Here is a 14,145-nt window from a genome sequence, read left to right as displayed (position 1 = left end):
TTATAGTCGGGAAGCTATTTCACGTGCAATCCGATCATTCTCTTCAATCGTCTCCAGCGCCGGTTCCGGCACGTTATGGTGACTATGCAGCACTTCCTCGATAATCTCTTCGATTCGCAGAAAAGAGATTTCGCCGCGGAGAAAGCGGGCGACCGCGATTTCATTGGCCGCATTGAATACCGTTGGCGCTGTACCACCCATTTTACCACATTCATAAGCGAGCCTTAAACAAGGAAAACGCTCAAGGTCCATTTCCCGGAAGTGCAGCTTTCCTGCTTCTGCCAAGGAGAGCCTTGGTGCAGGCGAAGACCACCGCTCGGGATAAGTCAGCGCATATTGAATCGGGACCCGCATGTCCGGGTTGCCGAGCTGCGCGATAATGCTGGAATCGCGGAACTCCACAAAAGAATGGATGATGCTTTCCGGGTGGAGAAGCACGGAAACATTGTCGTACGGTATGCCGTACAACCAATGCGCTTCAATGACCTCAAGCCCTTTATTGACCATGGTCGCGGAATCGATCGTGATTTTGGCGCCCATGGACCAGTTTGGATGCTTGAGTGCATCCTCCACCGTAACGTTGACCAGCTGATCGCGGGTGTAATCCCGGAACGACCCGCCGGAAGCGGTCAGCGTAATCCGTTCGATATCTTCATGCCGTTCTCCGTTCAAGCATTGGAATATGGCGGAATGTTCACTGTCGATCGGCAAGAGCTTTACCCCTTTTGCAGCGGCTTGAGCGGTAACCAGGTGACCTGCGGTAACCAATGTTTCCTTGTTGGCAAGCCCGATCGTCTTCCCCTCGTTAATGGCCGCAAGCGTAGAAGAAAGGCCCAAACTTCCAACGACCGCAGTAACGACCAGCTCCGCGTCTGTCGCTGCCGCAATCTCGATCAGGCCTTCATGGCCATGAAACACTTCGGTTCCGGCAGGAAGATCATGCCTTAAACTGTCAGCAAGCTCTTTCGTCGCAACGGACACTTTTCGCGGAGAAAACTCCTGAACCTGCTGAAGCAGCAATTCCTTATTGCTCCCCGCAGCCAAGCCTTCAATCTGAAATTGTTCCCGGTGCTTCCTCACCACATCCAAGGTTTGGGTGCCAATGGAGCCCGTGGAGCCGAGTACGCTGATCTTCTTCATGCTCATCTTTCCTTTCATCAGTAAGGCAGGAGACTCAATATATGTACAAACGGAAATACGACGATCCAACTGTCGCATCGATCCAGTATTCCTCCATGTCCCGGCAGCAGCTTGCCCGAATCCTTGATGTCATACACCCGTTTATAGGCGGATTGCACCAAGTCGCCGAGCTGGCCGATAACGGCGCAGGAAAGCCCAATCAGAACCGCATGTCCAGCCGTCAGGATTCCATCTGAGTAGAATGAAAAGAGCAGCGACGTGAACACGGCGATGATCACACCGCCGAGCGCACCCTCCACCGTTTTGTTCGGGCTTATGGAAGGCCATAATTTATGGCGCCCCATGGCGCGGCCGACAAAATACGCGCCCGCATCACTTGCCCAGATCGAGGCCAGCAGCAAAAAAGTCCAAAATACGCCATGCCCGTCCGGAGCATGCCGAGATTCGGCTATGAAGGAAAATCCGATGCCGATATAGACCGATGCCAAAAACAATAAAGAGATCCGCTTGATATCTATCGTATTTTTCGTGGTCACCGTCGCCAGCAAAAATAAGAGCAGCAGGAGCCAAAGCACATGTTCCCATGGGATCGGAAGTTTCAGATCAAGCGGACCCCATGGAAATACAAGCAGCAGCACTCCCGCATACCCGATCCATGCCGTTCCCCCGAACGGTGCCGTATGGGTCATGCGCACAAACTCATAGTAACCGACTAGCGCCATCGCCAGAATTAGAAGATGGTACCACAGACCGCCTATGAAACATAATCCTAAAAAGACCGCTCCCGCTATAATTCCGGTAATCAATCGCTGTTTCAAAACGTTCCATCCTCCATCGGCTACGACAGTCCACCGTAGCGCCTAGTTCTTTGTTGATAATCGGCTACGGCCTCCACCAAATGGTCTTTGGTGAACTCCGGCCAATAGGCATCCGTAAACCATAACTCGCTGTACGCGAGCTGCCACAACATAAAATTGCTCAGCCGCAGCTCGCCGCTTGTGCGGATCAGTAAATCCGGATCCGGCAATTCGCCTGTGAGGAGCCGCTGGCCAATCAGTTCCTCTGTAATGTCCTCAGGACGGAGAATTCCGTCTCGCACTTCCCGTCCGAGCGCCTTGACACTTTCGGTGATCTCTTTCCGGCTGCCGTAATTGAGCGCAAAGTTAAGCACAAGCCCGTCATTGCCGGCAGTTTTCGCAACAGCTTCTTCCATCGCAGACACGGTATGGGACGGAAGGTCTTCCGGATGCCCCATCATGCGGACCTGGACATTTTTCTCGATCAGCTCTTCCAGCTCAATAGCCAGAAACTCCTGCGGAAGCTTCATAAGAAAATCGACCTCATCCTTCGGACGCGTCCAGTTTTCCGTAGAGAAAGCATACATCGTCAATATTTTGATTCCCAACTCATCGGCGGCTATGGCGGCTCTTTTGACAGCCTTCATGCCATTCTGATGGCCAACGATCCGCGGCATGCCGCGCCGTTTCGCCCAACGCCCATTGCCATCCATGATGATGGCGACATGATGCGGGATGTTGTCCGGAGAGAGCTGATGCGTCTGCTGACTGTCCTCCTGATTCAACCACGATCGAACCCGTTTGATCATTCCATTTCCTCCAGGCATCTTTCTGCAAAAAAAGAGACAAACCCCACCATTGACAGGAGGGGCCACAAGTCTCTTATACTTCCATAATCTCTTTTTCTTTAGCAACGAGGACTTTGTCGACTTCTGCGATAAATTTATCCGTCGCTTTTTGGATATCTTCCTGATGTCTCCGGGACTCGTCCTCGGAAATATCCGTTTTCTCCAATTTTTTGATGTCGTCGTTGGCATCACGGCGAATGTTGCGGATGGCCACTTTCGCTTCCTCGCCGAATTTCTTCGTCATTTTCACCAGTTCGGTTCTGCGTTCTTCCGTCAATGCAGGTACGACGAGACGAATTTGATTACCATCGTTCGCCGGTGTCAATCCGATATCCGATTTCATGATCGCTTTCTCGATATCCGCCAAGGACGACTTGTCCCAAGGCTGAATCATGAGCGTTCTGGAATCCGGCGTGCTGATGTTAGCCAGCTGATTCAGCGGAGTTTGCGCTCCGTAGTATTCTACCGTGATCCGGTCGAGGAGCGCCGGCGCTGCCCGCCCTGCGCGCAGAGTTGCCAAGTCACGTTTCAAAGACAGGATCGCTTTTTCCATGCGTTCTTCTGCATTCTTTTTCACCGATTGCGGCATTAGTCTACACTCCCTTTAACGATCGTTCCGATTTTCTCGCCCAGAACGACGCGCTTGATATTACCTTGCTCCGTAATAGCGAAGACGATGAGCGGGATGTTGTTGTCCATACATAACGATGAAGCTGTAGAGTCCATTACCCCAAGGTTTTTGTTCAATACGTCTAGATACGTCAGCTGCTCGTACTTCTCGGCAGTTTCATCCTTAAATGGATCAGCGGAGTACACTCCGTCCACCTTGTTCTTCGCCATAAGAATCACTTCTGCTTCGATTTCCGCGGCGCGAAGCGCTGCAGTCGTATCGGTGGAGAAGTATGGGTTCCCTGTTCCTGCCGCAAAAATAACGACACGTCCCTTTTCCAGATGCCGAATGGCTCTGCGGCGAATATACGGCTCGGCGATTTGCTGCATGGAGATCGAGGTTTGCACCCGGGTCGGCACATCGATCTGCTCCAAAGCATCCTGAAGGGCCAAAGAGTTCATCACCGTTGCGAGCATTCCCATATAGTCCGCTGTCGCACGGTCAATTCCGTTCGCGCTGCCGGCAATGCCGCGCCAAATGTTGCCGCCGCCGCATACGATCGCGACCTCCACACCAAGCTCGACAACCTCGCGAACCTGCTCAGCGATCGATGAGATCGTCTCAGCATCAATACCATATCCATTCTGCCCTGAAAGGGATTCCCCACTGACTTTCAATATCACTCGTTTATATACAGGCTGTTCCAAATGATAACCCTCCACTTTAAGACGGCGCCTTAAGTATACGACGCCCGTTTGAAAAACGACAGACAGACACACCGGCACTGCTTGACGGTTTATAAAAATCGGGTAAAAACATCCGTCTCAAGTAGAAACTTCTGGTCGTCTAATCAAGACCTAAGTCCATTCTTTCTTGTGAGATAAGGGTAGCCTTTACTCCGAATTTATAACAATCTTATCTCTCTTATGCCTTTTATATCTCTTAAAAAAGAAGGAACACAGGTGTGTTCCACTCTTTTCTATAACTTATATTAGCCTATCCGGCTTATTTATTCACCTGGGCCATAACTTCTTCTACGAAGTTGTCTTGTTTTTTCTCCAAGCCTTCGCCCAATTCGAAACGGGCAAAACGACGAATGGAGATGTTCTCGCCGATTGTGCTGATTTTTTCGTTAAGCAGCGTGCTGATCGTTTTGTCCGGATCCTTGATGAAAGGCTGCTCGAGCAGGCAATACTCTTCATAGTATTTGTTGATGCGGCCTTCAACCATTTTCTCAACGATTTTTTCAGGCTTGCCTTCGTTCAGGGCTTGGTTTTTCAAAATTTCTTTTTCTTTCTCAAGCTCGTCACTAGGTACTTCTTCACGACGAACGTATTTAGGGTTTGCAGCAGCAATATGCATTGCGATATCGCGAGCAAACTCTTTAAATTGATCCGTTTTGCCTACGAAGTCTGTTTCACAGTTGATTTCCACGAGAACGCCGATGCGTCCGCCACCGTGAATGTAAGACTCGACAACGCCTTCCGTTGCAACGCGTCCAGCTTTGTTAGCCGCTGCGGACAAGCCTTTCTCGCGAAGCACCGCGATCGCTTTTTCGATATCACCGTTTGTTTCGTCGAGCGCTTTTTTGCAATCGAGCATGCCCGCGCCTGTTCTTTCGCGAAGTTCTTTTACCGCACTAGCTGTTACTGCCATTAGAATTCCCTCCATATTGGTATGATCAAGTTTGGCGTTCGGATCTGAAGCAGCCGTCCTTCGACGTGCCCTCCAAGAAATCCGTACGCTTAAGTATTTGTTTCCCTTGCCCTGCCAGAAGCCTGATGTTTCTACCGCAATCCGGCCTGACATCTTAAAAAAAGGGCAGTGAGAGGTTATACACCTACCAACCACCCTTTTCATTTAATTCATGGTTTATACGTTTAATCCCGATTAAGCTGTTGTTTCTTCGCCTTGGTGAGCTTCAACAACGGCATCGGCCATTTTACCAGTCAACAATTTGACAGCGCGGATCGCGTCATCGTTACCTGGAATTACATAGTCGATTTCATCCGGATCGCAGTTCGTATCAACGATACCAACGATTGGGATACCCAATTTGCGAGCTTCCGCAACAGCGATGCGCTCTTTGCGAGGATCGATAACGAACAATGCGCTTGGAAGGCCCTTCATGTTCTTGATACCGCCCAGGAATTTCTCAAGACGATCTTTCTCTTTGCGGAGAAGGATGACTTCTTTCTTAGGCAATACTTGGAACGTGCCGTCTTCTTCCCAAGTTTCAAGCTGCTTCAAGCGGTTGATACGCTTTTGGATCGTTTCGAAGTTAGTCAAAGTTCCGCCGAGCCAACGTTGGTTGATGTAGAACATGCCGCAACGCTCCGCTTCTTCCTTCACGGAATCTTGAGCTTGTTTTTTCGTGCCGACGAACAGGATCGTACCGTTCTCACCAGCTACGCTTTTTACGAAGTTGAATGCTTCTTCAACTTTCTTGACCGTTTTTTGCAGGTCGATAATGTAGATACCGTTTCTTTCAGTGAAGATAAATTTATCCATTTTCGGGTTCCAGCGACGAGTCTGGTGACCGAAGTGAACGCCAGCTTCCAAAAGCTGTTTCATGGAAATTACTGCCATCTTCACGCACCTCCTAAGTTTGGTTTTTGTGTGTCCCTCCGCCAAGATCATTTTCCATTAAGACTCCCATTCCAGGAAGCACCCTCAACGGAATCACTCTGGCGTGTGTTTTAACACCGTCAATTACTATAACATAACCATGGGCAGGTTGCAATGTCTTTTGTGTGCATGACCAGCTCAAGCCAATCAGGGGCTTGAAGAGTTACGCTAAAGAAAAAAACCACTCTCAACCGGAGTGCTAGTTGGAGGGTTTTGTCGTGATCTTCGTGATAATCGAATTGTAGCTCTCGCCGATCGTAAACGAGTAAGTACCGCTCAGGATTCTGGTGTTGATTTTATTCTCGGTAGCTTTTTTGATGAATGCCTGTTTGTTGTCAATGACCCCGGCATTCAGAAGGCTGTTTGCTACATCGCTGAGATTGTTTCCGGATGGAATCTTTACTTGAATAGAAGCTTCGGCTTTAGCCGGTGTTTTCGGTTTGGCCGGATTCGTTACCTGGGAGGAAGCTTCCTGTTTCTTCTGCGCGTCCGTTTCTGGTTTCTCCGGGCTCTCCGGTTTCTCCGGCGCCTCAGGCTTCGTCGCTTCAGGCTTATCGACCGGTTCGGCACCTTCGGACTCGCCTTCTCCCTCGCCCAGCTTCTTCTCTTCCCACTGCTCCGCCGTCATCAGCTCGTCCGTACCTTCGACGACCTGCATATCCAAAGCCTCCGCTGCAGCCACCAGCTGCTCCTTCGTTAATTCCTTTGTCTCCGAAGCGGTTGCGCCTTGGCCGATCCACATCAGTTGCAGCAGCACAGCGGCGATCACAAGACCGCTCCCGAGGCCCATCATAAACATTCGGTTCTTGATCACACGGATTCCTCCTGTTTGGCCAACTGGATAATGAGTTGAACTTCGCCTCGCTGAAGTCCCGTGGACTTGGCTATCATATCGATAGATTTGCCTTGTTCATATAAATCAAACAGTTCCGCGTATCTGGATTTGATGGAATGGACCGGAGGGGCATGATCCGCCTCCGATGTCGCTGCAGCCGCTCCTGCAGACAAAGAAGCCGCCCCAGTTGCCTGCGCCAGCTTCTCTTCAGCCGTTCGAAGACGCGTTTGCGATTCGGTCATTTTCTGCTCCATGGCCAGCATGCGCTGCCGCAAATCGCTGACCTGCTCCTGATGCGCTTGCTGTTTGGCATCAAGTTCTTTCTTCATTTGACTAACCAGCTCGACCAGCTGCTCGTTCTCGTTCTGGATTTCCGCCATGTATCCTTCAAGCGTGTTCTCGACTTCCTTTACAACCCGCTCGCTGGACACGGTCTCTTCCCGGCGTTTCGGCAGCATGAAAGCATACAGCACGGCCGCAATGCCTAGCAGCACGATATATATCCACGGTTTCAAATCCATTAACTCCTTTGTGCCTATAAATTATCTAGAGCGAAACATCGAAATTTTTGCCTTTATAGGGGTGCTCCGCCGGCTGTTCCAAAGTCTCGCCCGCTTCTGCAGACCCCCGCCCTTGCTGCTGGCCTGAGGACTGGCGGCTCCCGTCATCCCGCACGGCTGTTTCGGCCGTCTCGCTCACTTCCGTGCTTCGCTGGGCTTCGGCCCGGCTGTTCTTGGTTTGTTCACCTGCTAGCAGCATCTGTTCGTTCTGCGGCCGCTGCTGGAATTCGTTATGAACCTTGCCCGCTTCATTGGTTCTCGGGACCGCAATTTGCATCTCAACCGATTTTAAACTCAATGGAATCACCTCATGGTATAGGGATCATGTCCACAAGCATTGTGAATGTCTTTCATTCCTACAACAACGGAACCATGGTGATATCTCCTTCATGATAGTAAAAAGAGACCCGCTGCGTGGGATCCTTAACAAATCGGGTGTACCGCCCGATGACGATTTTGGCGCCGCCGTAGATCGTCTTTACCACATTCACTTTGGCTTTGCCGGTATCCTCCAGCATCTTCTCGATTTCCAGCATGCGTTCCTTGATGTCGGCTTGCTCTGCCATGTTGGATTTTTTGGTCGCATTCAGCTTGATTCGCAGCGCCAGCTTGTCCGGCGACAATTGTCCGGAGGAAGCCAACTGGTTCAAGAGATAAAGCGCTTTATCGGTTTTGTCCATGCTCTCTAATGAAAGCTTCAATTGGGCTCTTAGATCCGCCAGTTCATTCCGCAGCTCGGGAAGAACGCCCACTTCAATGACGGTAGCCGTCGACATGCTGTTTCCGATCGTGCGCGCAACGACCTTTTCCCCGGCTTGCAGAATGCCGCCCACTACGAGCCCTTTCATCCCGTTGCATTCGATATTCTGGACAGCACGTATATTGGAATGCATGATGCTCTGCGACACGAATACGCTGGCGCCCGCAACGACGTTGCCATCCTGAATGAACGAGCTTTTGACGTCCTGGCCCGCCTTTACGTAACCCTTGTTATAGCCGATGATCCCGCCTGATATATCAATGGATCCTTCAGCCTCCAGCTCGGCACCTTCCACAAAGCCCGTGACTCGAATGTCCCCTGCCGCCTTGATTTTGAACCCGGTCAGCACATTCCCGCGAATGACCACCGTACCGACAAAATCGATATTGCCAATGCTGTAATCCACGTCCCCGTTAATCTCATATACCGGGAACACATTGATTTTGCCTTTTTCGGTTTTGGTGAGCAGTCCGTCAAGCGCGGCGTACATGGCGCTTTTCTCGGCGTTGACCACCACGTTCTTCCCCACCTTGAAATGTGCTTCCTTTCCCGGCTTGCTCGGTATCTCTTCGCCGGTGACCGCAGTTCCAGGCACACCCTTCGTAGGCGGGATTCGGGTAGCCAACAGCTGGCCCTTCTTTACATTATTTAAACGAATCACTTCTTTGAAATCCACTTTGCCGTCCTCGTCCTCCAGCGGCTTCAGATTCGTCTCATTCCCGAAATCGACGGTAAATTGAATTTTACCGTTCTGTCCGTGCGTCGGTTCCGTTCCCATGGCAATCGGCGTTCTGCTATATTGATATTCCTCCCCATGGTCCGCGATTCGCCGCAAGGTATCATATTGAATGCCATACCGAATCTGATGGCTTCTGAGAAACTGTTCAAGAGCCTCGACGGAGCAAGAAAAATCCTTCTCCCACTTGGTGAACTGTATATAGGCGACGACCTTGTCATCCGATAGCGAAACGCTAAAGTATTGATCCAATGCATAATCTACAGACAATCCAGGAACCCCCTTCATAAATGGCAAGCGTCAATCGTTTTGCATCAGCAAATCCCGATCTTTATCGAGCGCGCCCCGAAGTCTCAAAATCGCTTTGGAATGAAGCTGAGATATTCGTGAAGGTGATAGCGACATCACTTCAGCTATTTCGCTGAGTGATAAATCCTCATAATATAATAAGGAAACTACGGTCCGCTCTTTCGGGGTTAATTTACCGATACCCTTCATCAGGGCTTCTCGCAGATAAAATTCATGGACCTTGTGATCCGGATTCTTCGCTTTCTCATCAACCAGGAGCGACATTCGGGTCTCAGACTCCTCCTCGCGGATCGGATCTTCCAAAGATGTCAATGTCATGACCGCCACTTCCTGCAGCATGTGCCGGAACTCCTTCTCGGTCACGTCAAGGTAATCGCTCATCTCGGAATCACTGACGCTGCGTAAATACTTCTGTTCCAACTGCTGATATGCAGTTTCAATCTTCTTCGCCTTCTCACGGACAGAACGCGGTACCCAATCCCCTTGGCGCAGCGAATCCAGAATAGCACCCCGCACCCGCCAAGAGGCATAGGTTTCGAATTGCAGCCCTCGTTTGTAATCGAACTTCTCGATGGCGTCAATCAGACCCATTACCCCATTGCTGGCCAAATCTCCCTTAGAAACGTTCTTCGGAAGACCGATGGCCAATCGGCTTGAAACATAGTCAACGATGTGCAAATGATATTCGATAAGTTTCTTCTTCGCTTCATGGTCTCCATCTTCCTTCCATGCGCTCCATAAATCCGCATGGTTAAGGACGGAAGTTTTACGTTCGTCCAATTGCCTTCACCCTCCTTATTTTTCCGTAAGGTGACGAACGGCCTTGGCCAGTTCTTCAGGATCTTTCGTTGAAACCAGCTTAGGAGGATTCAGCGGTACAAAGTCTCCATTCTCTTTGCTGCTGGATTCGGCATGGATCAAATCCATCAATTCCCGATCCTCATCAGGCGTGGATAAGTCAAGAACGGTTCCTCGGTCCTGCTCCCGCTGCGAGCCTGCGTCCCCTTTTTCGGCTGCTCGCGGCCCCGTAATGGCAGCAAACATCCAATTCAGCAGGAACGCCAGAAGAAACCAGATCGCGCATGCAATCAGCGCCCGATACATGCTAGTCATCCACAAATTGTTACGTATGGAGAAAATAAATGTGAACACAAACCCGGCAATTCCGGTAATCAGATAAAAACGGAGTTTTCCCATCATCGCTACAATTCCTTTATGCCCTTTTGTACGCTTCGTATTGTAAACTTACCCGTTGCGCAGTCCAACTCAACGGTTCTCCCGTAATTTCCTCCGGTGTCCTCGGCTATCAGCGTGATTCCCATCTGCTCGAGTCCCGCTTTGCATGACTCCACATTCCGGGGACCGATGCGCATCGTATCGCCCGAACCCGCAAAAGCAAACATCTGAGCCCCTCCGGCCATTTTGGCTACCATCCGCGCCGGAGACGCCCCCAAATTCCTCATCTTGTTCAGCAGGATCGGAAGAGCCGTATCGGCGTATTTGGCCAGATTCAGCTGCCCCTCCCTGGCAATCGCCGAGGATGGCAGCATGACATGCGCCATGCCGCCAATCTTCGTGACCGGATCATATAACGTCAGTCCTACGCATGAGCCGAGTCCCGTTGTACGCAATATACCGTTTGGACCTGCGACGTTCAGATCCGCCATGGCTACTTTCACTATTGCTTGTTCTTCAATCATGCTCTAAAGGCACTCCCAAAGCTTCGAATATTTGAGCAAATGATTGTGGATCAGGTATGAGGAAGAATTGGCCTTCCACCTCGTTTTGCCCTTCCAGGAACGTCGTGTTGATTAAGAGGGCATCGTCTCCCATTTCTCCGAATTGCAGCAATCCATAACTCAGGATGGCACCTGCCATATCCATTGCCAATGCCGGCACCGTGGGTGTCATGGACAGATTGGTGAAGTCAGCGAGCGACGATAAGTACGAGCCTGACAAAATATTTCCGATCTCGCATAAGGCGGACTGCTCCATCTCGGAGAATGGCTCCTCCTCCGATACTTCAATGCCCGCCAGATTCAGCAGAAGGTTCTTCCCCGCTTCCGGACTCATAATAAAGAAGAGATTCCCCGGAGCGCTTCCTTCAACCCGTAAAAATACGGCAAGTACGAGCTGTTCGCTCCCCCCGACGCTTTCGGCAATCTGTTCGAACGGCAGGAGTTGAACCTTAGGAACCGCCATATCAATAGGCTTGTTAAGCAAACGGGAGAGGGCGGTTGCCGCATTGCCCGCTCCGATGTTTCCCACTTCCTTCAAAACATCCATTTTGATTTCTTTGCCATGCTTAAACAGCTCCACTGTCTACTCCTCAAGGCCTTCCAGCTGAATGATCTCACTCTTGTTCAACACTTCGGACAAATTCAGCATGACGAGAAGGCGCTCCTCTCCTACCTTCGCGACACCGCGCAGGTATTTCGCTTTAATTCCGCCGACAACCTCAGGTGGAGAGTCAATGCTGTCCGTATTCAGATCGATGACATCACTTGCCGAATCCACGATAAAGCCAACCTGCATATCATTGACCGCTACGATAATAACCCGTGTCTGATCGGTAGCTTCAACCTCTTCCAGACCGAATCGGCCGCGCAGATTGATCACTGGGATGACGACGCCTCGTAGGTTGATAACCCCTTTTACGAAAGCAAAGGTTTTGGGAACGCGCGTAATGGGCATCATTCTTTCGATGGTTTGAACCTTGTCCACCTCGATGCCGTATTCTTCCTCGCCAAGTCTAAAGACGATAACCTTAATTTCTTCTCCCATGAATAAGTCCTCCTTCAGAATGTGTGGCCTGCCGTGCTTGATAGCAACCCATTATTTGATAAATGCATTTGCGTCGATGATAAGAGCCACTTGGCCATCTCCAAGAATGGTCGCGCCGGATACCCCTTGTATGGCAGGCAAATATTTGCCCAGGTTTTTAATGACGATTTCACTCTGTCCGATAAAATCATCGATGGTGAGCGCAGCCAAACGATCCCCTTTGCGGATTACAACAATCTCCGTTTCCTCTTCCCGCTCCTCATCAAAATCCGGAACTTCAAACAAACGGCTAAGCGAGATCACCGGTATCATCGACTCCCGGAACTGAATCATGCGGCTTCCGTGCACATGCTTGATTTGCCCGCGCTTGATGATGCCCGTTTCAACGATGGAAGACAACGGAATCGCATATTTCTCCGATCCCATCCGGATCAGCATGGCTGCAATGATGGACAGCGTTAATGGAAGCTGAACCGAAAAATTGGTGCCTTTTCCCGGGGTGGAGTAGATCGTGACGTTACCGCCCAAGGCAACAATCTTCGATTTAACGACGTCGAGCCCTACGCCGCGGCCGGATACATCCGAAATTTTCTCGGCCGTGCTGAATCCGGGAGCGAACAGCAGCTGATTCACCTCGTCATCGGTCATGGACGCTGCCTCGGTCTCCGTGACGACGCCTTTGGCCAGCGCATTCTTCAAAATTTTATCGCGGTAGATGCCGCGCCCGTCGTCTTCAATCTCGATGAACACATTGTTGCCGCTATGGAACGCGCGCAGGTGCACGGTACCGGTCTCCGGTTTACCGGCTGCAATGCGGTCGGCAACAGGTTCGACGCCATGGTCAGCCGAGTTCCGCAGCAAGTGGACCAGAGGGTCGCCGATCTCGTCGATCACCGTGCGGTCCAGCTCCGTGTCGGCCCCGGTAATAATCAAGTCGATCTTCTTATCCAATGTTTTGGCAAGGTCCCGCACCATCCTAGGAAAACGGTTGAATACCGTATCCACTGGCACCATGCGCAGCTTCAGGACGATATTCTGCAAATCGCTGCTTACGCGGCTCATATGCTCAACCGTGTCCGTCAGCTCCTGGTTCCTGGACTCGCTGGCCAGCTGCTCCAGGCGCACCCGGTCAATCAGAAGCTCGCTGAACAGATTCATCAATACATCCAGCCGTTCAATATCTACCCGGATCGTTCTGGAAGGATTGCCTCCACCCGCATTACGCGCAGGTGCCTTGGATTCTTTGGCAGGCGCCGGAGCGCTTTTTGCTTCCGTTGAAACCCCGGCCGCCGGAGCTACAGAAGGAGCTTCGGGCTTTACCGCTTCGGCTGTAGCCGCGCTCTCCTGAACCATTTGCTGCAAGGATTCATGATCGAGCGCCACCACTGTCGCAGCTTCAATCTCTGAAACGCCCAGAATCTGGCTTTCAATATCTTGCGTTTCTCTTTGCGTTATGTAATACAACGAAAATACGCGATCGAATTCACCTTGTTCAATCTCTTGAACGTCCGGATAGGTCTTGACGATTTCACCGGATCTCTCCAGCGCTTCGAATACCATGTAGGCCCGAACCGCCTTGAGTTGGCAATCCTCTCGCAATGTCACTTGGATATATAGAACCTTATGACCTTCTGAAATCGATTGATCCAGCACGGAAAATTGAAACTCATCCAATTCGATTCCCTGAACGGCCACAGCGGCGTTATTCCCTTCGACAGATCCCCCGTTAGCCGAGGCGCCTTCTCCGCGCACAATGGACTGCAAGGAAGCTACAATAGCGGACACGTCCGCCTTCCCGTCGCCGCCTTCGGTAATATCCTGCACCATCGATTCAAGAGCGTCCAAGCTTTTGAAGAGCGTATCAAAGATAAAATCCTGCATCTTAAGCTTTTCGTTCCGGACAAGATCCAGCACGTTTTCCATCTGGTGGGTAAGAGAAGCCAGATCCTCAAATCCCATCGTTGCCGCCATGCCTTTCAACGTATGAGCCGATCGGAAAATAATCTGTACGATCCCGATATCGTCCGGGTTGCTTTCTAATTGAAGCATGTTTTCATTTAATGATTGCAGATGATCATTTGACTCATCAATAAACATTGTCAAATATTGATTCATGTCCATTGAGAGACACCTCCTCT

At 50.7% G+C, this 14,145-nt stretch carries 17 protein-coding genes; all 17 read right to left on the bottom strand.

The window, feature by feature from the left end:
* The 17 genes from RB298_RS22135 to RB298_RS22055 all read right to left on the bottom strand — a co-directional run bounded on the left by RB298_RS22135 (window position 1) and on the right by RB298_RS22055 (window position 14,128).
* Window positions 1-1,140 (bottom strand): 1-deoxy-D-xylulose-5-phosphate reductoisomerase, encoded by a 1,140-nt coding sequence (locus tag RB298_RS22135; RefSeq protein ID WP_486048606.1) that lies wholly within the window; start codon window positions 1,138-1,140, stop codon window positions 1-3.
* Between the two features lie 17 nt (window positions 1,141-1,157).
* Complete coding sequence (locus RB298_RS22130; RefSeq protein WP_015736308.1) at window positions 1,158-1,958, bottom strand: phosphatidate cytidylyltransferase; 801 nt, start codon at window positions 1,956-1,958, stop codon at window positions 1,158-1,160.
* Between the two features lie 20 nt (window positions 1,959-1,978).
* Window positions 1,979-2,746 (bottom strand): undecaprenyl pyrophosphate synthase, encoded by a 768-nt coding sequence (gene uppS / locus RB298_RS22125; RefSeq protein ID WP_009594721.1) that lies wholly within the window; start codon window positions 2,744-2,746, stop codon window positions 1,979-1,981.
* 73 nt (window positions 2,747-2,819) lie between these two features.
* On the bottom strand, window positions 2,820-3,374 hold the full coding sequence (gene frr, locus RB298_RS22120; protein ID WP_009594750.1) for a ribosome recycling factor: 555 nt from the start codon (window positions 3,372-3,374) through the stop codon (window positions 2,820-2,822).
* Window positions 3,374-4,102 carry a UMP kinase gene (gene pyrH / locus RB298_RS22115; protein WP_006211297.1) on the bottom strand — a complete coding sequence of 243 codons (729 nt, stop codon included), beginning with the start codon at window positions 4,100-4,102 and terminating at the stop codon, window positions 3,374-3,376. Before pyrH ends, frr begins: the two co-directional genes overlap by 1 nt.
* A 298-nt stretch (window positions 4,103-4,400) precedes the next feature.
* On the bottom strand, window positions 4,401-5,051 hold the full coding sequence (gene tsf, locus RB298_RS22110) for a translation elongation factor Ts (protein ID WP_009594741.1): 651 nt from the start codon (window positions 5,049-5,051) through the stop codon (window positions 4,401-4,403).
* Window positions 5,052-5,285: 234 nt separating this feature from the next.
* Window positions 5,286-5,984, bottom strand: a complete 699-nt coding sequence (rpsB, locus tag RB298_RS22105; RefSeq protein WP_009594753.1) for a 30S ribosomal protein S2 — start codon at window positions 5,982-5,984, stop codon at window positions 5,286-5,288.
* A 238-nt stretch (window positions 5,985-6,222) separates the two neighbouring features.
* The gene (locus tag RB298_RS22100; protein ID WP_145037611.1) at window positions 6,223-6,837 is read right to left on the bottom strand and encodes an endolytic transglycosylase MltG; all 615 of its coding nucleotides are present in this window, start codon (window positions 6,835-6,837) and stop codon (window positions 6,223-6,225) included.
* Window positions 6,834-7,379 (bottom strand): hypothetical protein, encoded by a 546-nt coding sequence (locus tag RB298_RS22095; RefSeq protein ID WP_486048602.1) that lies wholly within the window; start codon window positions 7,377-7,379, stop codon window positions 6,834-6,836. Before RB298_RS22095 ends, RB298_RS22100 begins: the two co-directional genes overlap by 4 nt.
* 25 nt (window positions 7,380-7,404) lie before the next feature.
* Complete coding sequence (locus RB298_RS22090; RefSeq protein ID WP_015736311.1) at window positions 7,405-7,716, bottom strand: hypothetical protein; 312 nt, start codon at window positions 7,714-7,716, stop codon at window positions 7,405-7,407.
* 58 nt (window positions 7,717-7,774) lie between these two features.
* Window positions 7,775-9,184 (bottom strand): flagellar assembly protein A, encoded by a 1,410-nt coding sequence (locus RB298_RS22085; protein WP_096774505.1) that lies wholly within the window; start codon window positions 9,182-9,184, stop codon window positions 7,775-7,777.
* A gap of 30 nt (window positions 9,185-9,214) precedes the next feature.
* Complete coding sequence (locus RB298_RS22080) at window positions 9,215-10,003, bottom strand: FliA/WhiG family RNA polymerase sigma factor (protein ID WP_009594718.1); 789 nt, start codon at window positions 10,001-10,003, stop codon at window positions 9,215-9,217.
* Between the two features lie 15 nt (window positions 10,004-10,018).
* Complete coding sequence (locus RB298_RS22075) at window positions 10,019-10,423, bottom strand: hypothetical protein (protein ID WP_009594747.1); 405 nt, start codon at window positions 10,421-10,423, stop codon at window positions 10,019-10,021.
* 2 nt (window positions 10,424-10,425) lie between these two features.
* Window positions 10,426-10,923 carry a chemotaxis protein CheD gene (locus tag RB298_RS22070; protein WP_015736313.1) on the bottom strand — a complete coding sequence of 166 codons (498 nt, stop codon included), beginning with the start codon at window positions 10,921-10,923 and terminating at the stop codon, window positions 10,426-10,428.
* A complete protein-coding gene (locus RB298_RS22065; protein WP_285857496.1) occupies window positions 10,916-11,509 on the bottom strand; it encodes a chemotaxis protein CheC in 594 nt (197 codons plus the stop codon). Before RB298_RS22065 ends, RB298_RS22070 begins: the two co-directional genes overlap by 8 nt.
* 36 nt (window positions 11,510-11,545) lie before the next feature.
* Complete coding sequence (locus RB298_RS22060) at window positions 11,546-12,007, bottom strand: chemotaxis protein CheW (RefSeq protein WP_009594767.1); 462 nt, start codon at window positions 12,005-12,007, stop codon at window positions 11,546-11,548.
* Between the two features lie 51 nt (window positions 12,008-12,058).
* A complete protein-coding gene (locus tag RB298_RS22055; protein WP_192571281.1) occupies window positions 12,059-14,128 on the bottom strand; it encodes a chemotaxis protein CheA in 2,070 nt (689 codons plus the stop codon).
* Window positions 14,129-14,145 lie beyond the last annotated feature (17 nt).

The sequence above is a fragment of the Priestia sp. BR_2 genome (assembly GCF_041954005.1).
Classification (GTDB): Bacteria; Bacillota; Bacilli; order Paenibacillales; family Paenibacillaceae; genus Paenibacillus_AQ; species Paenibacillus_AQ lautus_A.
This window is presented reverse-complemented; position numbering and strand designations above follow the sequence as displayed.

Coding starts and splice junctions, on each gene's coding strand:
- RB298_RS22060 (WP_009594767.1), bottom strand. CDS start 12,007: ATGGGAGAAGAAATTAAGGTTATCGTCTTTAGACTTGGCGAGGAAGAA.
- RB298_RS22065 (WP_285857496.1), bottom strand. CDS start 11,509: ATGGATGTTTTGAAGGAAGTGGGAAACATCGGAGCGGGCAATGCGGCA.
- RB298_RS22055 (WP_192571281.1), bottom strand. CDS start 14,128: ATGGACATGAATCAATATTTGACAATGTTTATTGATGAGTCAAATGAT.
- RB298_RS22135 (WP_486048606.1), bottom strand. CDS start 1,140: ATGAAGAAGATCAGCGTACTCGGCTCCACGGGCTCCATTGGCACCCAA.
- rpsB (WP_009594753.1), bottom strand. CDS start 5,984: ATGGCAGTAATTTCCATGAAACAGCTTTTGGAAGCTGGCGTTCACTTC.
- frr (WP_009594750.1), bottom strand. CDS start 3,374: ATGCCGCAATCGGTGAAAAAGAATGCAGAAGAACGCATGGAAAAAGCG.
- RB298_RS22095 (WP_486048602.1), bottom strand. CDS start 7,379: ATGGATTTGAAACCGTGGATATATATCGTGCTGCTAGGCATTGCGGCC.
- RB298_RS22070 (WP_015736313.1), bottom strand. CDS start 10,923: ATGATTGAAGAACAAGCAATAGTGAAAGTAGCCATGGCGGATCTGAAC.
- uppS (WP_009594721.1), bottom strand. CDS start 2,746: ATGATCAAACGGGTTCGATCGTGGTTGAATCAGGAGGACAGTCAGCAG.
- tsf (WP_009594741.1), bottom strand. CDS start 5,051: ATGGCAGTAACAGCTAGTGCGGTAAAAGAACTTCGCGAAAGAACAGGC.
- RB298_RS22075 (WP_009594747.1), bottom strand. CDS start 10,423: ATGATGGGAAAACTCCGTTTTTATCTGATTACCGGAATTGCCGGGTTT.